Annotated in this window: 25 protein-coding genes; 7 read left to right on the forward strand and 18 right to left on the reverse strand. The window is 62.4% G+C overall.

Annotated elements, in window-relative coordinates:
• From V7080_RS02725 to mnmC, 3 genes are all read right to left on the reverse strand, one after another.
• On the reverse strand, nucleotides 1–1786 hold a 1786-nt coding region (locus tag V7080_RS02725; protein WP_334186860.1), incomplete at its 3' end, for a PrkA family serine protein kinase.
• Nucleotides 1787–2277: 491 nt separating this feature from the next.
• Nucleotides 2278–4695 carry an AsmA family protein gene (locus tag V7080_RS02730; protein ID WP_334186861.1) on the reverse strand — a complete coding sequence of 806 codons (2418 nt, stop codon included), beginning with the start codon at nucleotides 4693–4695 and terminating at the stop codon, nucleotides 2278–2280.
• Nucleotides 4696–4740: 45 nt separating this feature from the next.
• A complete protein-coding gene (gene mnmC, locus V7080_RS02735; RefSeq protein WP_334186862.1) occupies nucleotides 4741–6612 on the reverse strand; it encodes a bifunctional tRNA (5-methylaminomethyl-2-thiouridine)(34)-methyltransferase MnmD/FAD-dependent 5-carboxymethylaminomethyl-2-thiouridine(34) oxidoreductase MnmC in 1872 nt (623 codons plus the stop codon).
• 160 nt (nucleotides 6613–6772) lie between these two features.
• Between mnmC and V7080_RS02740 the strand changes: the two genes are divergently transcribed.
• Nucleotides 6773–7240, forward strand: a complete 468-nt coding sequence (locus V7080_RS02740) for an SET domain-containing protein (protein WP_334186863.1) — start codon at nucleotides 6773–6775, stop codon at nucleotides 7238–7240.
• Nucleotides 7241–7293: 53 nt separating this feature from the next.
• Here the strand turns inward: V7080_RS02740 and V7080_RS02745 are convergent, their stop codons facing one another.
• The 4 genes from V7080_RS02745 to V7080_RS02760 form a co-directional block, all read right to left on the reverse strand.
• On the reverse strand, nucleotides 7294–7614 hold the full coding sequence (locus V7080_RS02745; protein ID WP_334186864.1) for an AzlD domain-containing protein: 321 nt from the start codon (nucleotides 7612–7614) through the stop codon (nucleotides 7294–7296).
• On the reverse strand, nucleotides 7611–8339 hold the full coding sequence (locus tag V7080_RS02750) for an AzlC family ABC transporter permease (protein WP_334186865.1): 729 nt from the start codon (nucleotides 8337–8339) through the stop codon (nucleotides 7611–7613). Before V7080_RS02750 ends, V7080_RS02745 begins: the two co-directional genes overlap by 4 nt.
• 91 nt (nucleotides 8340–8430) lie before the next feature.
• Nucleotides 8431–9255 carry an AraC family transcriptional regulator gene (locus V7080_RS02755; RefSeq protein ID WP_334186866.1) on the reverse strand — a complete coding sequence of 275 codons (825 nt, stop codon included), beginning with the start codon at nucleotides 9253–9255 and terminating at the stop codon, nucleotides 8431–8433.
• On the reverse strand, nucleotides 9256–9885 hold the full coding sequence (locus V7080_RS02760; protein ID WP_334186867.1) for a pyridoxamine 5'-phosphate oxidase family protein: 630 nt from the start codon (nucleotides 9883–9885) through the stop codon (nucleotides 9256–9258).
• Nucleotides 9886–9988: 103 nt separating this feature from the next.
• Between V7080_RS02760 and V7080_RS02765 the strand changes: the two genes are divergently transcribed.
• Nucleotides 9989–10471, forward strand: a complete 483-nt coding sequence (locus V7080_RS02765; RefSeq protein WP_334186868.1) for a L,D-transpeptidase — start codon at nucleotides 9989–9991, stop codon at nucleotides 10469–10471.
• Between the two features lie 133 nt (nucleotides 10472–10604).
• Complete coding sequence (locus V7080_RS02770) at nucleotides 10605–10814, forward strand: hypothetical protein (RefSeq protein ID WP_334186869.1); 210 nt, start codon at nucleotides 10605–10607, stop codon at nucleotides 10812–10814.
• An 11-nt stretch (nucleotides 10815–10825) separates the two neighbouring features.
• On the opposite strand, the gene V7080_RS02775 is transcribed toward V7080_RS02770, so the two are convergent.
• On the reverse strand, nucleotides 10826–11713 hold the full coding sequence (locus tag V7080_RS02775; protein ID WP_334186870.1) for a LysR family transcriptional regulator ArgP: 888 nt from the start codon (nucleotides 11711–11713) through the stop codon (nucleotides 10826–10828).
• Between the two features lie 109 nt (nucleotides 11714–11822).
• Between V7080_RS02775 and V7080_RS02780 the strand changes: the two genes are divergently transcribed.
• Complete coding sequence (locus V7080_RS02780) at nucleotides 11823–12434, forward strand: LysE/ArgO family amino acid transporter (protein WP_334186871.1); 612 nt, start codon at nucleotides 11823–11825, stop codon at nucleotides 12432–12434.
• Nucleotides 12435–12685: 251 nt separating this feature from the next.
• Here the strand turns inward: V7080_RS02780 and V7080_RS02785 are convergent, their stop codons facing one another.
• The 4 genes from V7080_RS02785 to V7080_RS02800 form a co-directional block, all read right to left on the reverse strand.
• Complete coding sequence (locus tag V7080_RS02785) at nucleotides 12686–13438, reverse strand: hypothetical protein (protein ID WP_334186872.1); 753 nt, start codon at nucleotides 13436–13438, stop codon at nucleotides 12686–12688.
• Nucleotides 13439–15646 (reverse strand): hybrid sensor histidine kinase/response regulator, encoded by a 2208-nt coding sequence (locus V7080_RS02790; RefSeq protein ID WP_334186873.1) that lies wholly within the window; start codon nucleotides 15644–15646, stop codon nucleotides 13439–13441.
• A gap of 62 nt (nucleotides 15647–15708) precedes the next feature.
• Entirely contained in the window at nucleotides 15709–17463 is a 1755-nt protein-coding gene (locus V7080_RS02795) for an ankyrin repeat domain-containing protein (RefSeq protein ID WP_334186874.1), read from the reverse strand.
• A gap of 40 nt (nucleotides 17464–17503) precedes the next feature.
• A complete protein-coding gene (locus V7080_RS02800; protein WP_334186875.1) occupies nucleotides 17504–18112 on the reverse strand; it encodes a glutathione S-transferase family protein in 609 nt (202 codons plus the stop codon).
• A gap of 370 nt (nucleotides 18113–18482) precedes the next feature.
• Between V7080_RS02800 and V7080_RS02805 the strand changes: the two genes are divergently transcribed.
• Nucleotides 18483–18851, forward strand: coding sequence for a hypothetical protein (locus V7080_RS02805; RefSeq protein ID WP_334186876.1), 369 nt, complete (start codon nucleotides 18483–18485; stop codon nucleotides 18849–18851).
• 4 nt (nucleotides 18852–18855) lie between these two features.
• Here the strand turns inward: V7080_RS02805 and V7080_RS02810 are convergent, their stop codons facing one another.
• The 3 genes from V7080_RS02810 to V7080_RS02820 all read right to left on the reverse strand — a co-directional run bounded on the left by V7080_RS02810 (nucleotide 18856) and on the right by V7080_RS02820 (nucleotide 20696).
• Entirely contained in the window at nucleotides 18856–19371 is a 516-nt protein-coding gene (locus V7080_RS02810) for a hypothetical protein (protein ID WP_334186877.1), read from the reverse strand.
• A gap of 12 nt (nucleotides 19372–19383) precedes the next feature.
• Nucleotides 19384–19674, reverse strand: coding sequence for a TfoX/Sxy family DNA transformation protein (locus V7080_RS02815; protein WP_334186878.1), 291 nt, complete (start codon nucleotides 19672–19674; stop codon nucleotides 19384–19386).
• A 158-nt stretch (nucleotides 19675–19832) separates the two neighbouring features.
• Nucleotides 19833–20696 carry a CBS domain-containing protein gene (locus V7080_RS02820; protein ID WP_334186879.1) on the reverse strand — a complete coding sequence of 288 codons (864 nt, stop codon included), beginning with the start codon at nucleotides 20694–20696 and terminating at the stop codon, nucleotides 19833–19835.
• 369 nt (nucleotides 20697–21065) lie between these two features.
• On the opposite strand from V7080_RS02820, the gene V7080_RS02825 reads away from it, so the two are divergent.
• Nucleotides 21066–22046, forward strand: coding sequence for an aldo/keto reductase (locus V7080_RS02825; protein ID WP_334186880.1), 981 nt, complete (start codon nucleotides 21066–21068; stop codon nucleotides 22044–22046).
• A 64-nt stretch (nucleotides 22047–22110) separates the two neighbouring features.
• Here the strand turns inward: V7080_RS02825 and V7080_RS02830 are convergent, their stop codons facing one another.
• From V7080_RS02830 to V7080_RS02840, 3 genes are all read right to left on the reverse strand, one after another.
• Complete coding sequence (locus V7080_RS02830; RefSeq protein WP_334186881.1) at nucleotides 22111–22500, reverse strand: tautomerase family protein; 390 nt, start codon at nucleotides 22498–22500, stop codon at nucleotides 22111–22113.
• Nucleotides 22501–22547: 47 nt separating this feature from the next.
• Nucleotides 22548–22964 carry a MarR family winged helix-turn-helix transcriptional regulator gene (locus V7080_RS02835; RefSeq protein WP_334186882.1) on the reverse strand — a complete coding sequence of 139 codons (417 nt, stop codon included), beginning with the start codon at nucleotides 22962–22964 and terminating at the stop codon, nucleotides 22548–22550.
• 94 nt (nucleotides 22965–23058) lie between these two features.
• A complete protein-coding gene (locus V7080_RS02840) occupies nucleotides 23059–23949 on the reverse strand; it encodes a LysR family transcriptional regulator (RefSeq protein WP_334186883.1) in 891 nt (296 codons plus the stop codon).
• Between the two features lie 75 nt (nucleotides 23950–24024).
• On the opposite strand from V7080_RS02840, the gene V7080_RS02845 reads away from it, so the two are divergent.
• Nucleotides 24025–24453: a DoxX family protein gene (locus V7080_RS02845; RefSeq protein WP_334186884.1), complete on the forward strand. Its 429-nt coding sequence runs from the start codon at nucleotides 24025–24027 to the stop codon at nucleotides 24451–24453.
• The last annotated feature ends 42 nt before the right edge of the window (nucleotides 24454–24495 follow it).

Raw genomic sequence — 24495 nt, forward strand, 5'->3', positions numbered from 1 at the left:
AAATCACCGGCAGCAGTTCCTCGGTGTTGGAGAACATCTTCTTCTCGATCACCGTGCGCAGTTTTTCATAGCTGGTCCAGGTTGGATTTTTTCCGTTGTTCTGGGCCCGTGCGCGCAGCACGAAGTTGACGATCTCGTTGCGGAAGTCTTTCGGATTCGAAATGCCGGCAGGCTTTTCGATCTTCTCGAGCTCGCTGTTGAGCGAATCGCGGTCGAAGCTTTCACCGGTATCCGGGTCGCGGAATTCCTGGTCCTGGATCCAGTAATCGGCGAACGTCACGTAACGGTCGAAGATGTTCTGGCCATACTCGGAATAGCTTTCGAGGTAAGCCGTCTGGATTTCCTTGCCGATGAACTCGACGTAACGCTGCGCCAGATACTCCTTGATGTAGGACAGGTACTTTTGTTCCAGCTCCGCCGGGAATTGCTCGCGCTCGATCTGCTGTTCCAGCACGTACAGCAGGTGCACCGGATTGGCTGCGACTTCGGTGGTATCGAAGTTGAAGACCTTGGACAGGATCTTGTACGCGAAACGGGTCGACAGACCGCTCATGCCTTCGTCCACGCCGGCATAGTCGGTGTATTCCTGGCGCGACTTCGCCTTCGGATCGGTGTCCTTCAGGTTCTCGCCGTCATAGACCTGCATCTTGCTGAAGATGCTGGAGTTTTCCGGATCCTTGATGCGTGACAGCACGGCGAACTGCGCCATCATCTTCAGGGTGCCGGGCGCGCACGGCGCTTTCGACAGCGACGAGCTGCGGACCAGCTTGTCATAGATCTTGATCTCGTCCGATACGCGCAGGCAGTACGGCACCTTCACGATGTAGATACGGTCGAGGAACGCTTCGTTGTTCTTGTTGTTGCGGAATGCCTTCCACTCCGACTCGTTCGAGTGCGCCAGTACCACGCCATCGAACGGGATCGCGCCGAAACCTTCGGTACCCTTGTAGTTGCCTTCCTGGGTTGCCGTCAGCAGCGGATGCAGGACCTTGATCGGCGCCTTGAACATCTCGACGAATTCCATCAGGCCCTGGTTCGACAGGCACAGGCCGCCGGAGTAGCTGTACGCGTCCGGATCGTCCTGCGAATAGTCTTCCAGCTTGCGGATGTCGACCTTGCCGACCAGGGAGGAAATGTCCTGGTTGTTTTCGTCGCCCGGCTCGGTCTTGGAGATCGCCACCTGTTTCAGCACCGACGGATAACGCCTGACCACGCGGAACTGGTTGATGTCGCCGTTGAACTCGTGCAGTCGCTTGACTGCCCATGGGCTGGGGATGGTCTTCAGATAGCGGCGGGGAATGCCGTAATCTTCTTCGAGGATGGCGCCGTCTTCGATCTCATTGAAGAGTCCGAGCGGCGACTCGTTGACGGGCGATCCCTTGATGCAATAGAACGGGACTTTTTCCATCAGCTCCTTGAGCTTCTCGGCGATCGACGATTTGCCGCCGCCTACGGGACCAAGCAGATACAGCACCTGCTTGCGCTCTTCAAGGCCTTGAGCTGCGTGACGGAAATAGGATACGACCTGCTCGATGACTTCCTCGGTGCCGTAGAACTCACGGAACGCGGGATATATTTTTATTACCTTGTTTGCGAAGATCCGGGACAGACGCGGATCATGGCGTGTATCGACCAATTCAGGTTCACCAATCGCTTCGAGCATGCGCTCAGCGGCACTGGCATAGGCGAGTCGATCGCTCTTGCACAACTCCAGATATTCTTGCAGGGAGTATTCCTCTTCCCGCGTCCGCTCATAACGTGCTGCGTAGTTGTCAAAGATTTTCATGGGTGGGTCCTTTGTAATCTACCGGTCGTTGAGTGTGTCGGATGGGTGTCGGATTCAGATGTGTATTTCCACTCCGCAATTTAATAATACGCGCACTTTTCCAGAGCCGATAGGAAATTTTTCTCAAAAAAAGCAGATTTTTTGTAAGAGCGAAAAATTGAAAATCAGGCTTGGCAAATGCTCTTTTCAAAGCAGCATTTCTCTCGTGTTTTTTTGCAGAACGAGATGGATTGCGCAAAACTTTTTTGCGTGTAAGTTGTCACGCGGCGGGTAACAAATCTGATTTTGATAACGAACCATTGGCGCAAATGCGACACTCATTTGAATGTGCGGTGGCGAATGACTTTCGTTTATTCGTTATACCTGTTGCGATGCCTTGAACAATCGGCAGAGGTGTGAGGTAAAACCAGTCCACTTCATGTATTTGCATATCGACCATGCATCGATGTTGATGGCGAGGTCGCCGATGCAGGCGATGGACCTGCATCAATTCATTTTCCAAACAATCCTTTCAACCCTTCCTTCAGCCTGTCCTCCATCCGGCCCCTTGGTCCTTCGAGCGCCTTCTGCGCTTTCGACCGAAGCTCTTCTTTTTTCTCGTCGAGTTTTTGCCGGGCCAGTTCGGATGCCATGCCGGCAACATCGACGCGCCAGCCGATCGCATCGAAAGGACCGGACAGCCGCACCGGGATGGTCAGGCCCTTGAGCGCCTGCAGTTCCGGGCCGCCCTGTCCCTCCAGCGTCGATACGACCGTGGTCTTCGCAAGGTAGTCGACGCGCCCTTCACCCAGGTTAATGTCCCCTGCGCCGCCGACGCGGATCAGTGGCGATTTGATACCGAGGTCATCGTTGCGGGCAATGCCGCCTGCGATCCGGAAGGTCCCGGACAGTTCACTGAAGTCGGTCTTGTCGCCCGCCGCCGCGGTGCCTGCCTGCGGTGGCGCATCGCCCCGCAGTTCGCCGATCTTCGCCTTTGCATTGCGTACCGCCTGTGCAATATTTACGCCGCGTACACTGCCGTCGCGCAGTTCGAGGGCGGCGCTGCCGTGGAGGCTCTTTTTGATCTGTCCGAATGCGGTGCCGGTGCCGCTGACATCAAGGCGCACGTTCCCCCTGCCTTCGATGCGGCCGCTGCCGAGCGCATCCCTCAGCAGCGGCCCGACGTCAATGCCGGAGAGGTTCTGCCTGACAGATATCCGGGCCGGATTGCCGGCCGTGACGGATAACGCACCCGCCGCATTGCCTCCATAGAGACTGGCCGCAAATGGATCAATGTCGGCTTTTCCGTTACGTGCCTTCAGCCCCATGCGTACATTGGAAGCCCGGATGCCGGACACCTTCAGCGAACCGATGCGCAGGCTCCCATCGGCCTGCAGCGTGCGAAGGACCGACAGATCAACCGGCTCGTCAACAGCCGGCTTGGGGGACGACGCGCCTTTGGCCGGACCGGACTTTGGCGCCGGCTTGCGCTTGTAGCGATCAAGATCGAGCCGGTCGATGCCGATATCAAAGGTATAGGCCGGCGGCGCGATCCGGTTCACTCCGAGCCGGGCGTCGTAAGTGCTGTCGTCCAGGCTGCCCTTGAGCGCCGCCGTCATTGCTTTTTTATCGAGGTCAATGCGTGCGTTGCCGGCGGTTTTGAAGGCGAGCGTGCCGCCGGCGGGATTGGGCAAGGTGAAGCCGCCCTCGATGCCTGGCAATTCGATATGCATCGTGTCGAGGTTGGCGGAGAAAGGCGTGTTCAATGCACCGTTGATTGCCGCGCCGTCCTTGCTGCCGGCAAGGGTCAGTGACATCCGCGGCGAGCTCAGCAGCAGCTTGTCGATGCTGCCGCTCAATGAACCGGCCAGCGTTGCTTTCGCGTCGAGGGCGGCATCCTTCACCGCCGCCTCGAGGGTGATTGCCGGCAACCGGAAGGATTGCGGCGATCCGTCGAAGGAAGGCGCGGCGAAGGTGGCGTTGATGGTCCGCGCGCCTTGCACCAGCCGAAGATCGCCATTGATTTTTCCGCCATTCACCTTTGCATCGGTGACGGCAAATTCCGGTATGGCGAATTTCACATCGATTGCCTTGCCTTCCTGCTTGCCGTTCGCGGTGATCCGGATGCCGTTGAGCGTGAATCGTTTTGTGGAGGGAGACAGGTCGGCGTCGCCGGCGGCGGTGGCAACGAGGTCGGTGATGCCCGCCACCCGTCCCTTGATCCTGGCGTCGAGATCCTTGATCTGGTAGCGCCCTTGCCCGAGGTGGAATGCAAAGCCGCTGTCGATCGCGAGCTGCGCATCGACATCCGGCTTGTCGGCCTTGATCTCAGTTGTCAGTTGCAGGCTGCCCGGGACGCCGTCGGCGATCCTGCCGGTCCTGATATCCAGGTTGGCCAACTCGATCCGGCGGTCCTGCTGGCGGTCGTCGATGCGGATCTGCGCATCGATGACCTGCACGCTATCGATATCGAAACCGACCTTGCTGCCGGGAGCGGGATTCGGCGGCGCATTCCTGGCTGGCGGTGTATTTCTGCCGAGCAGGTCATCGAAGTTGGTGGAACCGTCCTTGCCGCGCCGGATGTCGGCGCGCAAGCCGTCGATCCGTATATGGTCGACCACGAATTGTTTTGAGAGCAATGGCAGAAGCGCCAGCGACAGTCTTGCACGATCGACAGCGGCAAACCGTGCCGTGCCGCCGCGTTCGGAAATCGCGGCCTGGCCGAGATCAGCGGCGATGCGGGGAAAGAACCGGAGCTGGATGTCGCCAGGAATGGTCAGGGTGCGCTGATATTTATCCTGAACCAGTTGCACCAGTTGCGGCTTGTAGTCATTCGGATCGAAGGTCGCCGCGAGGATGGCGGCAGCAGCCAGCACCACGGCGAGCAATGCGCCGATTCCGATGGCAACGCGTCTGGCGAGTTTTGGCATGTCTTCCCTTCCGGCAGGCGTTGGCGTCGCTGCCGTCAAGCAGGGTCAGCCGCCGCGCCGGTGTGCTTTCAGTGCGAACCGTGCCGGATCGAGCGCCTGCACGAGGTCGCGTTCCGCCGGCAGCGGCTCGCCGTTCAATTGTGCAGCCAGCAGTTCGGCACAGAACGGCGCCCATACGAGTCCGCGCGAACCGTATCCCAGCAAGCCGTACAGGCCCGGCAGGCGCGGCACATCGCGCAGGCGGCTGCCGCCAATGCCGGCCTGCTGATCCGGCAAGGGGCCGACCAGCGGCAGCCGGTCCGGCGATGCGCACCGGAATCCCACCCTGCCGGCAAGCGCCGCATCCGCCACTGCCCGGCCGGCGTTCGGCAGGAGCTGCGACAGCCGCGCGAGGTTCTGCGCATGGCTGTCCAGGCGCAGATGGTGGTCGTCATCGAAATCGTACGATGCGCCCACGCTGCAGATGCCGTCGACGGCGCGGGTCAGGTAGCCTTCTCCCGATACCACGACCGGCAGTTCCGGCAGGGACCGGGCCGGCAGGTGCGTCACCTGGCCGCGGATTGCCGTCAGGGGCAGTTTGTCTGTCTGAGGGAAGGAAGTTGCATAAGTTCCATTGGCAAGAATCACGACCGGCGCTTCGGCGATGGTCGTTCCGCCTGCATCGGTCACCCGCCAATGCTGATCCGCGTGGATGAGCATGGTGGCGCTGGATGCGAAGCGGCGCTGGATGCGTTCGCCGCCGGCCGCCAGCATTGCATCGCAGAAGCTCGACGGACGAACCCAGCCGCCTTCCGGAAACAGCCAGCCGCCATGCGACGGCTCCCCGGCGAGGAGTGCCGAGACGGCCGTGCCGTCCAGCCAGCGCACATAGTTCGCCGGATATTGGTGCGACATCGCCGTCCGGCATTGGTCCTGCGCATCCTCATCGCCGGCGGCGACCTGCAGCACGCCGCATGCCTCGCCGTCGAATGCGGTGCCGATGCCGCCGAGATGGCGCCAGTAGCGCAAGGCGAACAGATAGGCCGCCCGTGCCAGCCGCGCGGCGGGATTGTCGTCCCTGGCGAGAAGCGGTTTGACGATGCCGGCCAGGTTGCCGGAAGCCTCCTGGCCCGGCCGGTCATGCCGTTCGATCAGTGTGACCTGCCAGCCGCGCGCCGCAAGTCTCTCGCAGGCGGCGCTGCCGGCAAGGCCGGCACCGATGACGATCGCTTTCCGTTGGGGTGCGGGCAGGCCGGCCGGGGACACTTGCCAGCGGGGTGCGAATTGGGCGACGAGGCCCCGTTGACCGTCAGGCAGAGGAAACGGCGCGCAACGGAAGCCGGCCTGCGCCAGTGCCGCCCGTGCCGGATCGGGCAGATCGTCGGTGCCGGCCAGGACCGCGTCCGTCGCCGCCAGGCGGCCAAGCCGTGACAGGGACGATGCCTGGCCGGATCGATCGGTATCGGCCGGTGCGGGATGCAGGTAGAACGCATCCGCCCGCGCTTCGACCTTCGCCATCCAGGAAGCGTCATCCGACAATATCAGGGTCAGCATGACGCGCCCGTCGGCCAGCAACAGCCGGTGAAAGCCGGGCATCGGCGGCGGCCAGGCGGCGCGCAGCTGCGCCGACAGCACGGCAAGTTCCGGCCAGCCGGCATGGACCCGGGCCAGATCGGACAGGCTGAACGGATGCGGCTCGACCGCCAGGTAATGCAGCAGCCGCGGCGCCGCCGCATCGTCCTGCCACGCCTTCCAGGTCGACAGAAAATTGGCGCCGGCGCCGAACCCGGTGTCGAGCACGACAAACGACTCTCGTCCCTTCCATCGCTGCGTTGCGCTCGTCCCGGCCAGGTAAAGATCGCGTGCGCGCGTCAATGCGCCGTCCATATGGGCAGTGTCGTTCGTCAGCGAGGCGGGAAGCAGTGGCGTGGGGATCATCGGACAGGTGTGTAGCGGGCCAGGTGAAAAGCAAACCGGCGCACGAAGAAGCAAGCAATCGACATTGACTTGCACGATAATAGCGGCTTTCCATCATGACGCGTCGCCGCCAGCCCGCAGGCCGACATGCTCCCAGCCAAGCCGTTTTCACTGACCACACATGAACAGTTCCGACAGCACCGCAAAGCCCCCATACATTATCAAAGACTCGAAGATCCACGGCAAAGGCGCCTTCGCCACCCGCAAGATCCCGGAAGGTACGCTGATCGTCGAATATGAAGGCGAACGCATCAGCTGGCAAAAAGCGGAAAAGCGGCACGCTGAGAAAGAAGGGAATTCTTCACACACCTTTTTCTTCAGCCTGGAAAGCGGACGCATCATCGACGGCGGCAGCGGCGGCAACGATGCGCGCTGGATCAACCATTCCTGCGAGCCCAACTGCGAGGCGCGCGAGGAAAAGAAGCGCATCTTCATTTACGCGCTGCGCGACATCAAGCGCGGCGAGGAACTTAACTACGACTACGGGCTGCAGCTTGAAGAACGCCACACCGCGAAGCTGAAGCGGACCTATGCCTGCCTTTGCGGCGCGAAGGACTGCCGCGGCACGATGCTGGCATCCAAACGCTGAGGGGCGCCGCCCCTTCCGGGGCGATCGTATGCCGTCGTGCCAGCTCCCGGCGCTTACATCACGCCGAACTGCCAGCCGAAAAAGACCGCCAGCCCGACCACGATGGTCAGCAACTGGCGCCCGGTAGCGGCGCACACGGCCACTGCGGCAATCGACGCCACCAGTTGCGGATTGCGCCAGTGAAGTTCGATGTCCCCGCCTTGCGGCGCGAGAATCATCGGCACGATGATTGCGGTCAGTACAGTCACCGGGACGAATCCCAATGCTTCCTTCAGCCACGGCGGAAACACGATCCGGTCGCCCAGCATGAAGATGGCGGCCTTGATGAAGACGGTTACCAGCGCCATGCCGGCAATCATGATGGTGTGGCTCATGCGCGGCCCCGTTCCTGGACGCCGCCCCGCTGACGCCAGCGCGTCAGCGCAATCCCGATCGCCACGCCGGCCAGAACCGCCGACAGCAGCCCAAGCTTGTAGGGCAAGTCCCGAAGCAGGAAAGCAAATGCGCCGGCAGCCAGCGCGGCGCCGGCGTGCGGAAGCCGCGACAGTTGAGGCACCACGATGGCGATGAAGGTAGCCACCATCGCAAAGTCGAGGCCGAGCGATTGCAGACCCGGAAACGCCGTGCCGAACAGCAAACCCGCCAGGGTCCAGATCTGCCAGTTTGCATACATCGACAGGCCGGAGCCGAGGAAATACCAATGCCCGAGCGGCGCTCCCGGATGCTGCCGGTAGTAGCCGTTCATCACCGCGAAGGTTTCATCGGTCAGCAGGAAGCCGAGGGTAAAGCGCCAGCGGCCCGGCAGGTGGGCAACCTGCGGCAGCAGCGTGGCGGCGTAGAGCATGTGGCGCAGGTTGACGATCAGCGTGGTCAGCCAGATCACCAGCATGCCCGCGTGGCCGGCGACCAGTCCGACCGCGATGAACTGGCTGGAACCGGCGTACACGCTCATCGACATTAATTGTCCCTGCCAGGCGGCAAGCGGACCGGACGCCACCAGTGTGCCGAAGATCATGCCGAACGGCGCGGCGCCGACCAGCATCGGCAGGGTGTCGCGGGCGCCGGCGGCGGCGCTCGACCAGCGGGTGGAGTGAGGCATGGCGAATCCTTTCAAAGCGGCATGGTAATGGCCGCTCCGGCAGGAAGCTTGTATATTCTTGCGGCGCTTGCGCAGGCCGGCAGGCGAGCGGTCAGGCGGATTGCCAGTGCCCGGGACTGGCGCCATAGGCGCGCTTGAAATGGCGGGTGAAGTGACTCTGGTCGGCAAAACCGGTCGCTGCGGCGACTTCGGCCACCGGCGCGCCCCGCCGCAGCATGGCGAGCGCCCGGTTCAGGCGGAGCTGGTTGCGCCATGCGTGCGGCGGCATGCCGACGGCGGCGGAGAACAGCCGTGCCGCATGGAAGGGCGACAAGCCGACCGTGGATGCCAGTTCCGTCAGGGTGAATGCCTGCGCCAGGTCTTCCGCCATCCTCGCCTGCATCCTGGCAACGCGGACGCCGTCACCCAGCAACCGCTGCGGCTGCGGCCGTTCGCGCGCATGCCGGGATAGCAGCAGGGCGAAGGCGGTGGTCAGCGCAGTATCGGCGTCCAGCAAGTCCGCGCCCTCCTCCAGCATGCGGTGCGCCGCCGCCAGCATGTCTGCGGTTTCCGGGTCGATGATCGCATCGTCGGGCAGCCACGGCACATCGACCCTGCGGCCTGCAATGTCGCTGGCCAGTCCGCGCATCCATTCGACCGACGGGTAAAAGGCGCGGTAGGCCCAGCCATGTTCGCTGGCCCGTTCACCGGTATGGATTTCACCGGGATTGATGGCGGCGATGCTGCCGACCGCGGCAAGCCGCTTGCCGCCCCGGTAGCGATAGGTCTGCGCGCCGGCGCGGATCACGGGGATGGAGTAGCTGTCATGCCAGTGCGGCGCGAACTCCTGCCCGTAATATTCGGCGGTCAGCAGCTCGGCGTCCGGCAGCAGCGGGCTGCGCCAGTACACCGCGGTATCCCTGAAAACGCGTTCCATCTAATAGAGGGTCGCTTTTAACCGGGCGGGCAATTCCCTGTCGTATTGCTCCCGGTTGATGGCCGATGCAGTGAGACTATCAAGGATCTGACCCGGGGTCGGCAGCTGCGAACGGTCGGCATGGCGTTCCGGGTTCCACAGGTCCGCCCTCACCACCGCGCGCGAACACTGGAAAAACACGGTGTCGACCGTGATCAGCAGCACCACCTTCGGCGCCTTGCCGTCGACCTCATGCTGTTTCAGCAAGGCCGGATCGGCGCTGATGGTCGCACGTCCGTTGACCCGGAGGGTTTCGCCGATGCCCGGTATGAGGAAGAGCAATGCCACCCGGGGATCGTCAAGCAGGTTGCGCAGGCTGTCGATGCGGTTGTTGCCGCGCCGTTCCGGAAGCAGCAGGGTCTTGTCGTCCAGCACGCGGATGAACCCTGGTCCGTCGCCGCGCGGCGAACAGTCCAGTCCATCCGGCCCGGCCGTGGCCAGCGCGACAAAGGGCGAGGCTTCGATCAAGGCGCGGTAATTAGCGTCGATGCGGTCGATTTCCTTCGCGATCGATGCCGCGCCCGGGGTGCCGAACAGCGCCTCCAGCGAGGCCCCATCGGTGATATCGAATGTCGGATCGGAATGACACATGGTGCCCCCTCGGAATATGTCATGGCAGGATGGGCTGCATGCCGCTTGTGCCGGAATACCGCCCCCTGCTATCGTAACCCGTCCGCCCCGTTCCTGGATTTTCATGCCCCGCATCCATATACATATCCCGCTGCAGACGCTGGAATTGATCGCTGATTCCGGCGCCCTGCTGCGGCGCTACCCCGTTTCCACCGCGCTCAATGGACCCGGCGAGCAGCGCGGCAGCAATTGCACGCCACGCGGCAGTCACCTCATCCGCGCGAAAATCGGCGCCGGCATGCCTTATGGCACGGTGTTCGTCGGACGCCGCCCGACCGGCGAAATCCATGGCGCCGAACTGGCGGCACGGCACCCGGAACGCGACTGGATCCTCTCGCGCATCCTCTGGCTGTCCGGTCGCCAACCCGGATTCAACCGGCTGGGTCCGGTCGATACGATGCGGCGCTATATCTATATCCACGGCTGCCCGGACGACGCCGCCATGGGCATTCCCCAGTCGCACGGATGCGTACGGATGCGCAATGCCGATATCATCGAGCTTTTCGACCTGGTCGAGGCGGGCACGCCGGTCGAAATTTGCACTTGAATGCCGGAAAGCCCTGTTACCGCTTGCGTTAAGTCGCCTTTCCTTACCATAATGCCGGGCAATATTGTCATGCCGAAATAAAGCGATCAATACAACAAGAAGCGGCATTTATTCACGGGAGGCCGGAGACGTTATGGTGAAATTCCATTTTTCGATTCTGACGCGCAGCGGGCAAAAGATCGACAGTCTTGCGATCATGGGCCGGGACAGGGACGAGGCGGAACGCAAGCTGCGCCAGATGTACCGGGACTGCGAAGTGCTGCGTTGCGGACTTCAACCCGCCGTTGAAAAGCGCATCCGGGCCGCACCGGCGGACGCCGTCCTCAGCCTGGTATCGAAATAAGCGCCCCCGGTTTAGGCGAATACCCGCCGCGCCGCATCCACCAGCGTCCCGGACAACCGTTCGAGGCGCGGCGACTGCACTTTCCAGCTATGCCAATACAACGCGACATCGACTGACCGGCTGGGCGCCAGGTCGACGAGCGCCCCGCTCGCCATCAGCGTCCTTGCCTGCACCTCGGGCAGCATGCCCCAGCCCAGACCCAGCACGATGGCCTGAAGATACGGTTCCGACGCCGGCAGGTAATGGCAGGGATAAGCGTCCGGCGGCAAGCCGAAATGCCGCAACACGAAATCCGATTGCAGCTTGTCCTTGCGGTTGAACACCATGACCGGCGCGCGGCGAACCGCCTCCCGACGCATGCCGCGACCGAACCATCGCTCCCGAAAATCGGGCGATGCCATGCAGCGGTAACGCATGTTCCCCAAGGGGGCCGCCACGCATCCGCGCATCGCATGCGCCTCGGTGGAAATGCAGCCGAGCGCCAGTCCGGCTTCCAGCAATGCATGGGTATGGTCCTGGTCGTCCACCGTCACATCGAGCAATACCTGTTCGCGAATCAGGAACCCGGCCAGCGCCGGCAGGAACCAGCTGCCGAGGCTGTCTGCATTGACCGCGACGGCGACGGTGAGCGGCGCGCCGAAGTCGCTGGACAATTCCGCCTGCAAATCCTCCTCCAGCAGGCGGACCCGCCGCAGGTATTGCAGCAGCCGCTGCCCCTTCGGCGTCGACCTGCACGGCCTGCCCCGCACCACGAGCGGCGTGCCGAGCGACTCTTCCAGTGCGCGCACGCGTTGCGACACCGCCGACGGCGTCAGGTGCAGGCGAAGCGCCGCCTGCTCGAAACTGCCGCTGTCGAGTACCGCCAGCACCGCTTCGCATTGCCTGCTGTCGAGTTGCATTGCCTGTCTCCTAGATGAAGCAAAATTCAGCTTTGCTTAAATATATCAATTTTGCTTCATTTCACCGTGCATCGGACCAGAATGCTGTTTTCCATTGAAAGGCCGTTCGATGTTCCTGACTTATTACCTCAAGGGCCTCGGTCTCGGCGCCGGCCTGATCGTCGCCATCGGTTCGCAGAATGCCCACGTGTTGCGGATGGGTTTGCTGCGGCGGCATGTCGGACTGACGGTACTGACCTGCATCATCTGCGAAACCCTGCTGATCGCGTCGGGCGTCGCCGGCATGGGCGCCCTGATCAGCGACAGTCCGTTCATGCTCGCCGTTGCGCGCTGGGGCGGCGCGGCGTTTCTGACGTGGTACGGGCTGCGCGCATGGCGCTCGGCATTGTCGGCCGGTACGCTGGCCGGCAATACGCAGGCCGCCGGCGCGACTGCCGGGCAGGCGCTGGCGGCAGTCTTGGCCGTTACCCTGCTGAATCCGCATGTGTACCTCGATGCCGTGATCCTGCTGGGCGCGGTGGGCGGCCAGCAACCGGGCGACGGCAAGGCATGGTTCGCGCTGGGGGCGATGAGTGCGGCGGCGGTCTGGTTCACGACGCTCGGCTACGGTGCGCGGCTGCTGTCGCCATGGTTTGCCCGGCCGGTGACGTGGCGGGTGCTGGATGGGGTGATCGGGGTAGTGATGATTGCTTTGGCGGTGGTGCTGGCGAGGTCCGGGTGATGAGGAAGTCTGAAGACGTGGTTCGACAGGATCTAGGATCGTCGTTGAATTGCCTGCCAGATCTGCTGCGCCAGAAGCCTTCGTGCAGGGTCCCGTCCCCCTTGCAGGGGGAGGGCTAGGGAGGGAGTAGTGAGGTTGATCTACGGCATGCAGCAGTTCGACCTCACTACCCCTGTGCAAGCCACCCCATCCCAACCAAAAGGCTTGCGCTTGCGCGCAATCGGTTCCGAAGCGGCTTTCGATGCAACCGCCTAACCCCGCCCCTTGAAATGCAGCACCACATCCCCCATCGAACGCGCATCCGGCACCATCTTCGCCATGCCCCAGCCGGCGCCGGCCACCAGCACGGCCGTCACGGCAAACGGAACAATCGTGCGGCGCACCGCCGTTTCCAGCCAGTGACGTGTTTCCAGTCCACGCAGCCGCTTGTACAGGCTGGCGGCGAGCACGCCGTCCACCAGCAGTTCGGCAAACAGCAACGGTGCGCCGGCCACGATCCAAATTGATGAAAACAGCAGCAGTCCGAGCACGATGATGACGCCCAGCGGGATCGCCAGTTCCTCGGCCTCGGCCGCCACGCCGAATGCATCGCCGACAGTACCGCCGTCGAACCGCAACGGCGATGCGTCACCCGCCGCCTCGAAATGACCGCTCGCGCCGCCGCCGTCGAAGGTGCCGCCCTTGCCGGCAAACGACGGCGATGCGGTGCCGCCGACGTCCGGCACCAATCCCGAAATATCCGGCACGTCGGCATAATCTTCCGCCCTGCTTCGCAGCCATAGCCACAACAGCCCGAGGAAGGCGAGATATGCAATGCCGAAGGCAGTCAGGTAACGCAGCCACATTTCCTCCAGCCCCGCCTGCAGCATGCCGTAGGACGCAACGAATCCGACTGCGCCGGTCAGCATGACCAGCAGGCACATCTGCAGTCGCGGAAAGCCGTCGCGCTCCAGCCGGTGCCGGGCGCGGCTGATTTCCAGGTCGCGGCGCAGCGGCTTGCGCATTCAGGCTTCCCTGCCGGTGGTGCGCAGTGCGTCGTTCAGCGCCGCAAGCAGTTCGCCGACGCCGTAGGGCTTGGCCAGCACGCGGACATCCGGCAGATCCACCCGCCGGTCGGAGTAGCCGGTGGCAAGCACCACCCTGATATGCGGCCAGCGCGATTGCACGATACGGGCGAGATCGATCCCGCCGACGGCACCCGGCATGATGATGTCGGAGAACACCAGGTCGAACCGCGCTCCGGCATCGAGAAACGCCAGCGCTTCCTCGCCGTTGCGTACGGCGACGACGCTGAAGCCCGCCCCTTCCAGCGCCGGCAGCACCACATCCATGACCATTGGATCATCCTCGACGAACAGCACCTTGCCGCTGGACGCTTCGGCGGGCGCCGTGCCGTCATCGGCTCTCGGCCGGGCGACCGCTTGCGTTGCCCGGGGCAGGTAAATGACCACCGTCGTGCCCCGTCCCGGTTCGCCGTGCAGCACCAGCGTCCCGCCGGCCTGCCTTGCAAATCCGTACGCCTGCGGCAATCCCATGCCTGAACCCTTGCCGACCGCCTTGGTGGTGAAAAACGGGTCGACCGCATGGGCCAGCACATCCTGGCCCATGCCCACGCCGGAATCCTTCAGTGAAAGCCGCACGTAGTCGCCCGGCGGCAGTTCGCCGCCGGCGAGGATGTCATTGCGTGCTTCCAGCAGCAGCGTACCGCCGCCGGGCATGGCGTCGCGGGCGTTGATCGCGAGGTTCAGCAGCGCCAGTTCGAATTGCAGCGGATCGAGCGTGACCGGCCAGATGTTTTCCGCCACGTCGATGCGGAGATCGATGTCGCCGCGCAGGCCACCCTTGAGCATCGGCTCCATGGCGCCGATCTGCTGCGACAGGTCGACGGTTTCCAGGCGGGCATCCTGCACCCTGCCGAATACCATGAGCTGGCGGGTGAGCTCGGCCGCGCGTTCGACGGCGCGCTGGCAGGCCTGCAACGTCGATGTGACACGCGCATCGCTGGAGGACAGCAGCACGACTTGCAGGCCGGTGCTGAGGGTTTGCAGGACATTGTTGAAGTCATGGGCAATACCGCCGGTCAGCCGTCCGAGTGCCTCCAGCTTCTGCGCCTGCAGCAAGGCACGCTGCGAGCGCTCCGCCACCGCGACCGCTTCGGCGACGCGCTGTTCGAGTTCCCGTTTGGCATTGTCGATTTCCGCGCCCGCCTGCACCATCGCCGCATTCACCGCGTCCATTTCGACGATGCCGGATGTCGCGGGCGCGACCGGCTCACCCCTCCCCAGCCGTTCAGCCGCCCGCCGCAGCCCTTCCATCGGGCTGGCGATGGCGCGGCCGACCGCAAGGGCGCCGAGCACCGCCAACCCGAGCAGCAGCAGGGCGAGCGCCCCGACGGCGGCCGTCGCATTGACCACGGTACGCTGAATCGACGCTTTCGGCACGGCGACGACGAAGGTCCATTCCGAACTGGGGGCGCGGCTGAAGTAGCCGATGGAGGGTGCGCCGTGCAGCGACACGCCTTCATAGAAACCGCTGTTGTCCGCCAGCTTCCTGACAAAGTCGTCCTGTACCCGCTTGCCGACGTAGATGCCAGGTTCCTTGCTGCGCGCCACCACCACGCCGTTGCGGTCGAGAATGGATCCGTGCCAGTCGGCAGGCATGTTCTGTCCTTCGAAGACCGATTGAAGCTGGCTGGCGAACGAGCCCATGGCGAGGTAGTAGACGATGCGGCCGTCGATGGTCACCGGCACCTGTACCGAGAAGCTGTGCCTTTTGCCGATGGGCGCGAGATACAGGTTCGACATGATGGTGGCGTCCGGACCGTAACGGCTGCGCAGCTCGGCATGCGAAAGGGATTTCGGCAGCCCGGTTGCGTCCGGCGAAAGGCGGGTATTAAGCAGCTGCTGGCCGTCCGTATCGGACAGCACGATCACATTTTCCTGCCCGCTTGCCACCGCTTTCGCCTGCGCATAGAAGGTCTTGATATCACGGCTTTGCAAGGCAGGCGATAGCGCGAGTACCTGCAGGATGGCTTCGCGTTTGGCGAACTCCTTGTCGAGCAGCAGCGCCCACGCGCGCGTGGTCTCGCGCATGTTTTCATGCTGCGACTCGATCGCTTCCTTGTAGACGTAGCCGATGCCCAGGGCTGCGGCGATGAACGACGGAATCAACACGGCGAGGACAAGCAGCAGCAGGCGGGAACGGATGTGCATCGTCGGGGTTTTCCTTGGGGAGCGGTTAGTCTACACGCGCGGCGGGAAGGCAGTCCGTCGCCTCATGGCTGCGGAATTTCGGTCCAGCACATGCGCGCGATATCCAACTCGAACACGCGGGTATTGTCGACCTGCGTCTCCACATCGCTTTTCCGGTCGAGTACGATGCCGCCGGAGACGCGTATGCGATTGTCCGCGGTTTTGCGTGCAACATGCCGGTAGATCCATCCCGGCCTGTCTCCGGCCACATGCATTTCCCTGATGTGGAAATCGGTGGTGTCGAGCCGATACACCGGTGTCGATCCGTAGCGCCGACGGCCGTAATACCCCAGCGAGCCAATCAGGTAAATGCAATTCCCGACTAGGGTGGCGCTATGAAAATCAGTGGGCGGGAAATCCGCTTCCGGATAGCCGTAGATCGCAATTTCCCCGTCCGGCCGATGCACGAACACGTCGTTGTAGATGCAGAAGTCGGGGTCGTAGCTGTCTTCGTGTTCGCCGCCGACCTGGACGATGCGCCCGTCCGGCAGAAACGTCATCGACTGGCCGAAGCGCTTCGCGCACCAGACCGGCGATGCGGATCGGCCGGCGGTTTCCTCGTATTGCCGGGCCGCTTCGTACGCCGTGACGCCAGCCCGGATCATCGCGATGCGGAAAGGGGAATCCTGCCGTTCGGGATTGCGGCGGCCGAAGCGGCGTTCACGCCCCTCAAGAAATTCCGCGGCGGTGACGTCCAGCAAATCGGGATCCGGATCGGGCGGCAGGCCGAGCACCGCACGGGTGCCTTCGTTCGATAACTGAGACGGATCGGCACCCGCATTGAGCAGATGCCGGACCGCGTCGCGGGTGCAGGCATGGTTCAGGGCGGTCTGGCTGCCTTTCGACGCATCGGGCGCCGCGCCGGCGCGCAGGAGCAGATCGACGGCGGTGTCATTGCCGTTTTCGGCGGCGGTCATCAGGGGCGTCATGCCGAAATCATCGGTGTCTTCCAGCGGGCAGCCGAGATCGATCAACCATGAGAGCATGGCGGCGTGAAAGTTTTCAATGGCATAAGACAAGGCTGGCTTGCCGCAACGCCCCCGCGCCCCGGTATCCACGCCACGGTCATACAGCAGTTGCGCCTTGCCGATATCGCCGGTCTGGATGGCGACCAGCCATGCATTCCGCTCCCACCAGTCGCGGCCTTCCAGCGCCACTCCCTTGTTCAGCAGGCGCGCGACGTCATCGACCGTGCCACAGGTCGTCGCACGGATCAGCGGCGTCCAGGCAAGCTGGCTTTCATCCGCGCCGGCATCCAGCAGGACCTGTACCGCGTCGAACCTGCCGATGCGCGAGAGCACCCGGCATCCCGTCTCCTGGTAACGGGTGACGGCATTCAGGTCGACCTGGTGCGCAATCAATAGCTGCAGCAATTTGATGAGGCGCACGTCACGCAATACGTCGCGGCCATACACGGCGTCGATCAATGCGGTGTAGCCCTCCGCGCGGCAATACCGGAGATCGGCGCCCCGCTCCACCAGCAGGCGGACCTTCGCCGGATCGCCACCGCCCAGTGCGAGCGGCAACACACCGGCATTCGGCTGATATGCGCAGCGGCTCTGCGCTTGCATATCCGCGCCATGATCGAGAAGCATGCGTACCAGTTCGGCATCCGCAAGCGGACTGATCACCGCCTGCATCAGCGGCGTGTAGCCCTTGCGGTCGTAGGTGTCGATACCGCTATGCCCGCCCCGGCCCCGTCGATGGGCGGCCAGATACCGGCGTACGCCCGCAAGGTCGCCATCACGGACGAGGCGGTGCAGAACATCCTGCTTCATCGGCCTGCCGCCGCGTGCGCTGGGTGCCGGGCGCGGTTCATTACAGGAATTGCGCGATCGTGACGTGGCGGGGATGGGCCGCCACCCGTGCCAGCCAGGCGGAGATGGCCGGATAGCCGGAAAGAGCGAAACCGCCCTCGTCGGCGACATGGGTGTAGGCATACAGCGAAATGTCGGCGATCGTGTAACGGCTGCCGGCGAGGTAATCGGTCTGCGCGAGCTGGCGCTCCATCACGCGCAAGGCCTTATGCCCGCCTTCCTGCTTCGACAGATAGTCCTGGCGGCGGTCGTCCGGCAACCCGAGATACTTGGCGATGAACCGCGCCACCGCCACATACGGCTCATGGCTGTACTGCTCGAAGAATTGCCATTGCAGTACGCGGGCCCGCTGCAGGCGATCGGAAGGCAGGAAATCGGTGCCGTCCGCGAGATAGTTGAGTATGGCGTTGGATTCGGGAAGGTATTCGCCGTTGCCGAGGTCGAGCACCGGAATCTTGGCATTCGGGTTCATGGCGAGAAAGGGCGCGCTTTTGGTTTCGCTGCCGAGCACGCTCACCGGGATCCATTCATGCTCGATATCGAGCAGGGACATCAGTAGCTTGACCTTGTAGCAGTTCCCCGACTGGATATCGCCATAGACCTTGAACATGGAGTTTCCTTTTTCAGATTGTTGGATCGGCACGATCTTCCATGAAGTTTGCCGGAATGCATATATATGATAGCGCCGCACCGGCGCCGTCATGCTGTCGACGCGTTCCGCCATCCCGAAAAAAAGTCCGCGCACCTTTCGACGCGCGGACCAATCCCACCCGGAGGAGGGTTGAGGAATTCCAATGACCCGCAGATTGTCACCGTGTGTTCATCTCTCCTCAATACGCACTACTACGCACACAATGCAACGACCGTTCTATTCAGAGCGGAAGCATGCGAGCAGGCGATCGGATCACCCATGTGGACCGCATGGACTTTGGCAGCCGCCCTCACTACAATTGCCTGAATTCAACCTCAGCCGAAACATCATGCGCCTCCTTGCCCTGTCCGCCGCCACACTGTTGCTCATGCTTGCCGGCTGCGAAACCGTCGAATACCAGTACAGGGCACCGCCGACCGAGCAGGGGCGGATGTGCGTCGCGCAGTGTGCCGGCGTCAAGGAAATGTGTCACGGCAACGAAATGCAGCGTGCGGAGGCAGAACGGGCCACCTGCGAACGGAACAGCAGCCGCAATTACCGCGCATGCCTGTCAAGGGCGCGGAGCAAGGAAGAAACGCAGAACTGCGAGAAGCGGCGGGACTCGTGCTTCGTGAGCGAAAACACCTACCGCTGCGAAGCGGATTACCGTAGCTGCTTTGTCAATTGCGGCGGTGCGATCACCGAGATCAGGAAATAGACGGTCAGGAAATTGCCTGCGATACCTTGCCGAGGGCGGACACCGGATCTTCCTTCCACAGCCTGATGCGCCTCGGCCGCAGGAAGAAGCGCAAAGGCCGCCGGGTGCCGCCATCCGATGGCGGCCCATCGGCCCCGCCGGAGATCACGGCGAGGCGCCAGCGGTCCGCGGCATCGAAGAACCCAAATGACAGCATGTCCGGGCCGGGTTGCCCGATCTCCTGCATGAAGCCGAATGCGTCCGGCGTCGAAATCACATCGATTACCCTGAGGTCGTCACTGAGCAGCGTGAACCAGTACTGCACGCCATCGAAATAGTCGTAGCAGGTCACCAGCAGATAACCGCCTGTGCAGCGATATTGATACTGGAGCGTGTCGCCGCTCAGGAACACGCCGGTGGCCCGGCCATCGCATTGAAGCGCCAGACGCGCATTGTCACCGGCAACGCCGGTGGGAGAAGTCAGGGATGAAAAGCGCTTGGTCTCGTTCATTCGACGGGCAATGCGGACGATCGGTTGCACATGGTCAGGCGGTCACGGAGCAATACCCATGTCCTCCAGCCTGAGGATAATCTCGATTCGCCTCTGCCGCTTTATCTCTTGCCAATGAACGTTCTCGATTGCGCCGATCAGCGCATACAGTGCGTTCAGGCTGGTGCCGGGGATGTGTTGCCTGAGTTGCGCATATATTTCGAACGGATCGCCGGCCAGCAACTGTTCGGCACGGGTAATGCCGATGATTGACAGCATCTGTTCGGTTTTCGGACCGAGCCCTTTCAAATCACGAATCCGCATGGCGGCGGAGTCGCCCTTTGCTTCTTCCATAAATCGTCGCACCCTGATATCCGGCGCAGGAATGGTGCCGCGCCCCGCCGATACCTTACCGAAAAAAATATTGCCTGCCTAGAAGGAATGCAAGGCCGGCAACGGGACAGGCAAGCCGAAAGCCATCGGAAACCAGGGCCGGCCCTGCGCCGCGTGGATCAGGGTTTTGCGCCGATGCCCGTACCGGGAGAGCCTGACGTACCGGCGGTGCCGCCGGATGCGCCCGACGCACCGGCCGCACTGATGCCGTCCTGCGCACCGACCCCGCCGGTCGTGGTGTCCCGCGTGTCCACGTTTCGGTGCAGGACGGTGGTCTCCTCGCCTTCATGTCCCTTCAGGCGCTCGGCGGGGCTGTCGGGGTTCAGGCTGGTACTGCCGGGTGCATTCTTGTTGACCAAATCGGATGGCGTGACTTCGACCATATCGCTCGGATCGCCGGTCGACGATATTTCGATGCCGGGCGTCATCGTATCGGCCAGCAGGTCGGAACCGGCCATTCCCGATGCCGTCCCGGTGTCGGACGCCCGTACCTCTCCCGCTTCGTTCGCGCCGTCTCCGGATGTGCCGCCGCGGGACGAGAGATCGGGTTCCGCCGGATAGGACACCTTCTTCATGATCCGCTCGACATCCTGTTTCCCCGTGTCAGCGGACTTGGTCGCCACATCGCCCAGCGAAACGATGCCGATCAGCCTGTGGGCGTCATCATGCGACACCACGGGCACGCGGCGGATCTGGGTATCCGCCATCTGCCGCATCACTTCATCGAGCGGCTGGTCCTCGAAGCACCAGCGCACATCGGTGCTCATCACCTGGTCGACGACCGCTTCGTCCGGCGCCATGCCGGCCGACGTTGCACGCACCGTAATGTCACGGTCCGTCACCATGCCGACCAGGCGGTCGCCCTCGCATACGGGCAATGCGCCGACGTTCAGGTCGTCCATCATCTGGGCGGCGCGCTGCACGGTCTCCTGCGGGGAAATGAATTGGACATTGCGTGTCATGACTTCCGAAACCATCTGCATGTCGAGCTCCTTTGCGTTTGTAGGATTCCGGCCATGCAACATCGATATGGCCGGCCTGATGCATGTGCCTGTTGTCGATGCAGGGCATTCCGTGCCGCATCAACGGCGTACATGCATGAATTGATCAAATGATCGTCAGATGATGCCGGTCGCCGTTCGTTCACCGCTGGCCCGGCAATTGCGTCGAACATTCATCGTTGCAGTCCCTGAATACCGCCAATGGAAGAAGATGCTTTTTCGCCGGGCATCGCATGGTTTTCCTGTGGTCAAATCGGGAACGATGAGTGATGAAAGCGGCGCTTGTCCTTTACGCATACCATGTCGGTGCAACCCGGCATTCGTACCAGAACCAAACAGGAAGGATTGACGATGGACTACACCAAATTCGGCCGCACCGGCCTTGACGTGTCGCGCCTGTGCCTCGGCTGCATGAGCTACGGCGCCCCCGACCGCGGCGCACACCCCTGGACGCTGGACGAGGAACGCAGCCGTCCCTTCATCAAGAAAGCGCTCGACCTGGGCATCAATTTTTTCGACACCGCAAACATCTACTCCGACGGCACCAGCGAGGAGATCCTTGGGCGTGCATTGAAAGACTATGCCTCCCGCGACGAAGTCGTCATCGCCACCAAGGTGCATGGCCGCATGCGTCCCGGGCCCAACGGCCAGGGCCTGTCGCGCAAAGCCATCCTGTCCGAGATCGATGCCAGCTTGCGCAGGCTCGGCACCGATTATGTCGATCTCTACCAGATCCATCGATGGGACTACAAGACGCCGATCGAGGAGACGATGGAAGCGCTGCATGATGTGGTCAAGGCCGGGAAGGCGCGGTATGTGGGCGCGTCATCGATGTACGCATGGCAATTTGCGAAGGCATTACATGTCGCCGACATGAACCGCTGGACGCGCTTCGTGTCGATGCAGAACTACGTCAACCTGCTGTACCGCGAAGAGGAGCGGGAGATGCTGCCGCTGTGCCGGGACGAGGGCATCGCCGTCATTCCATGGAGCCCGATGGCGCGTGGCAGGCTCACCCGCGACTGGGACGAGACGAGCGCGCGGGTGGAGACGGATGAATTCGGCAAGGGGCTTTACAAGAACACCGCAGAGGCCGATCGCAAGGTCGTGGAGCGCGTCGCAGAGATTGCAAGGGAACGCAACGTGCCGCGCGCGCAGATCGCGCTGGCATGGGTACTGCAGAAATCCCCGGTCACGGCGCCGATCATCGGCGCAACCAGGCCGGCGCATCTCGACGATGCGGTCGCCGCACTGTCAATCAAGCTGGACACGGAAGAGATCAGGCGGCTGGAAGAACCTTATGTGCCGCATGCCGTAGTGGGATTCAGCTGAGGTGTAGCCTCCTGTGCCGGAGTGCTTTCCAGGAGCGCCCCGGCATTGCGCCCTGTGCATGGCGTCAATGGTGGTACCGGTATTCCTGCGTGTATCCGCCGTAGCCGTATGACGCAGCCCTGACGTCCTGCACGTAGATGTAGCTTTCCTCATGCAGGTCTCCCAGGATCCTGGCGAATCCGGCGAATGCTTCCTTGATGTACAAGGCCTTTTCATCCTTGGTATTGGTTTCGTCGGTGATCTTGATGTCGAAGTAGAAGCTGTTCTTGCGGTGTTCGCTGAGCGGCTTGCCGGCGATCACCCAGCTATCGTGATCGACGTAATCAATGGCGATTGCCGTCACTTCCCTTTTCTTTCTCAATATCCGGGTCGTCAGGTCAAGCAGCAGCTCGGATATCTGGCGGGTCAGCTCGGGGGATTTTTTCGCACTTACTTTTACGTTGAGGATTGGCATCTTGCGCTCCATTTAGTTAGCTATGCAACTATGTGATCAAAAAAAATTCACTCGATGGTCGAGCGAATGCTTCTCACCCTGGCGACCGTGTCGTCAAAGTGCGTACTTCCCAGCTCCTTCTTCAGCCGGGCGGTGACCCTGCCGCTGGCTGCATTGATGTCGGCTTTCATCCCGATTGCCGAAGCGGTCGGATGAATTGCGAATTCCCGGCCGTCGCGCTCGGTGGTCCGCCGTTCGATCAGCTCCAGTTTCTGCAGTCCGTCCAGCGTCCGCGTCGCTGTCGAGCGGGAAATGGCCAGTTCGGCAGCCAGTTCGCTTTGCAGCAGGCCGGGCTTTTCCAGTACGACGCGCAGCATGAAGGCCTGGGACGGCGTCAGTCCGAACGGCTTGAACGCCTTGTTCCATTCGCGTTCAAGGACACGAGCCAAGGCTGTCGTGTTGAAGTAGAGGCAATGATCAAACATGCATGGATTCTAGGTCATATTAGTTCGCTATGCAACTACTATTACAGCCGATTTCCTCATGACCCGGACGGCGCCGGCAATGCCGGTTGGCTTTTTACAATGCCAGGTTTTCCTTCAGGTAGTCGAACAGCAGCTTCACCCGCTGCAGATGCCGGATGTCCGGATGCGCCAGTATCCACAGGTCGGTTTCCAGTTCCTTCAGCGGCCCGTCGACGATTTCCACATCCGGATTGTTTTTCATCAGAAACAAAGGAACCACCCCCACGCCCATTCCCCAGATGACGGCGCCCGCGACCGACATGACGCTGTTGCAACGAATCCTCGGCACCAGCTTCGGATACCGCTGCCGCCGCCATTTCAGCGATGGATGATCAACCAGGCTTTCGTCGAGCGCGACCCAGTCCAGTTTCTCGAACTGCAGCGGGCGTTCATTGCGCGACAGGAAGGCGCGGCTTGCGAATACCGCCGCGGACAACGTGCCGAGGCGGGTGCCGACCAAATGTTCGGGCGGCTTGCGGGTGGCGCGGATGGCGACATCGGCATCGCGCCGGCTGAGGTCGGCCAGCGCATTCGCCACGATGAGTTCCAGCTCGATGCGCGGATAGGTTGCGGCAAAGCCTGACAGCACCGGCAGCAGCAGGCCGTGAAGGATGGTGTCGGTGGTCGTGATGCGCAGGCTGCCCGATGGTTCGCTGCTGCTCTTGAGCGCGTCTTCGCGCGCCGCGTTCAGTTGCGACTCGATACGCTCGGCGTGGTCGGCAAGCCGCAAAGCGAGATCGGTCGGCAGGTAACCCTGCCGGCTGCGGTCGAACAGCAACTCACCCAGGTCCTTTTCGATCCGCTTGACCGATCGGAACACCGTCGACGCATCCAGCTTGAGACGCTCCGCCGCTCCTGCCAGCGTGCGCCCGCGCACCAATGCCAGCAACAACTCCAGATCCGCCAGCGCGAGGCTGGATTGCGTTTTTGCATACGAAGGTTTCATGAACGCCTATTTTCATTGATTGGATGCCGACCTACATTATCGCCACACCAACCCGTTTTTGAAAGGAGTACCGCCATGATCGACGAACGTTTCGCACCCTATGCAGCAACCCTGCTGCGCCTGTCCCTTGCAACGATGTGGATCACCCATGCACTGCTGAAACTGCTGGTGTTCACCATCAGTGGCTTCGAAGGTTACCTTGCCAGCCAGGGCATGCCGACCATCATCGCCGTGCCGGTGGTGGCACTGGAAATCGCCGGCGGCATCCTGATCGCCATCGGCTTCCACGGCAGGATCGCATCCCTGACACTGCTGCCCATCCTCGCCGGCGCGACGCTCGCCCATGCCGCCAATGGCTGGGTATTCAGCAACGCCAACGGCGGCTGGGAATATCCGGTGTTCCTGATTGCGATGTCGCTGGTCCACGCCATGCTCGGCGACGGCGCCTATGCGCTAAAGCCGGCAAGCGCACCCGCCGCATCGATCCGCCTGAAAACCGCCTGACCCCGCTTTCTCTTTTTTACCCGACCAACCGAAAGGATGCAT

The organism is Noviherbaspirillum sp. (assembly GCF_036846085.1).
In the GTDB taxonomy this organism is placed as follows: Bacteria; Pseudomonadota; Gammaproteobacteria; order Burkholderiales; family Burkholderiaceae_D; genus Noviherbaspirillum.

Coding starts and splice junctions, on each gene's coding strand:
- V7080_RS02730 (WP_334186861.1), bottom strand. CDS start 4,695: ATGCCAAAACTCGCCAGACGCGTTGCCATCGGAATCGGCGCATTGCTC.
- mnmC (WP_334186862.1), bottom strand. CDS start 6,612: ATGATCCCCACGCCACTGCTTCCCGCCTCGCTGACGAACGACACTGCC.
- V7080_RS02740 (WP_334186863.1), top strand. CDS start 6,773: ATGAACAGTTCCGACAGCACCGCAAAGCCCCCATACATTATCAAAGAC.
- V7080_RS02745 (WP_334186864.1), bottom strand. CDS start 7,614: ATGAGCCACACCATCATGATTGCCGGCATGGCGCTGGTAACCGTCTTC.
- V7080_RS02750 (WP_334186865.1), bottom strand. CDS start 8,339: ATGCCTCACTCCACCCGCTGGTCGAGCGCCGCCGCCGGCGCCCGCGAC.
- V7080_RS02755 (WP_334186866.1), bottom strand. CDS start 9,255: ATGGAACGCGTTTTCAGGGATACCGCGGTGTACTGGCGCAGCCCGCTG.
- V7080_RS02760 (WP_334186867.1), bottom strand. CDS start 9,885: ATGTGTCATTCCGATCCGACATTCGATATCACCGATGGGGCCTCGCTG.
- V7080_RS02765 (WP_334186868.1), top strand. CDS start 9,989: ATGCCCCGCATCCATATACATATCCCGCTGCAGACGCTGGAATTGATC.
- V7080_RS02770 (WP_334186869.1), top strand. CDS start 10,605: ATGGTGAAATTCCATTTTTCGATTCTGACGCGCAGCGGGCAAAAGATC.
- V7080_RS02775 (WP_334186870.1), bottom strand. CDS start 11,713: ATGCAACTCGACAGCAGGCAATGCGAAGCGGTGCTGGCGGTACTCGAC.
- V7080_RS02780 (WP_334186871.1), top strand. CDS start 11,823: ATGTTCCTGACTTATTACCTCAAGGGCCTCGGTCTCGGCGCCGGCCTG.
- V7080_RS02785 (WP_334186872.1), bottom strand. CDS start 13,438: ATGCGCAAGCCGCTGCGCCGCGACCTGGAAATCAGCCGCGCCCGGCAC.
- V7080_RS02790 (WP_334186873.1), bottom strand. CDS start 15,646: ATGCACATCCGTTCCCGCCTGCTGCTGCTTGTCCTCGCCGTGTTGATT.
- V7080_RS02795 (WP_334186874.1), bottom strand. CDS start 17,463: ATGAAGCAGGATGTTCTGCACCGCCTCGTCCGTGATGGCGACCTTGCG.
- V7080_RS02800 (WP_334186875.1), bottom strand. CDS start 18,112: ATGTTCAAGGTCTATGGCGATATCCAGTCGGGGAACTGCTACAAGGTC.
- V7080_RS02805 (WP_334186876.1), top strand. CDS start 18,483: ATGCGCCTCCTTGCCCTGTCCGCCGCCACACTGTTGCTCATGCTTGCC.
- V7080_RS02815 (WP_334186878.1), bottom strand. CDS start 19,674: ATGGAAGAAGCAAAGGGCGACTCCGCCGCCATGCGGATTCGTGATTTG.
- V7080_RS02820 (WP_334186879.1), bottom strand. CDS start 20,696: ATGCAGATGGTTTCGGAAGTCATGACACGCAATGTCCAATTCATTTCC.
- V7080_RS02825 (WP_334186880.1), top strand. CDS start 21,066: ATGGACTACACCAAATTCGGCCGCACCGGCCTTGACGTGTCGCGCCTG.
- V7080_RS02830 (WP_334186881.1), bottom strand. CDS start 22,500: ATGCCAATCCTCAACGTAAAAGTAAGTGCGAAAAAATCCCCCGAGCTG.
- V7080_RS02835 (WP_334186882.1), bottom strand. CDS start 22,964: ATGTTTGATCATTGCCTCTACTTCAACACGACAGCCTTGGCTCGTGTC.
- V7080_RS02840 (WP_334186883.1), bottom strand. CDS start 23,949: ATGAAACCTTCGTATGCAAAAACGCAATCCAGCCTCGCGCTGGCGGAT.
- V7080_RS02845 (WP_334186884.1), top strand. CDS start 24,025: ATGATCGACGAACGTTTCGCACCCTATGCAGCAACCCTGCTGCGCCTG.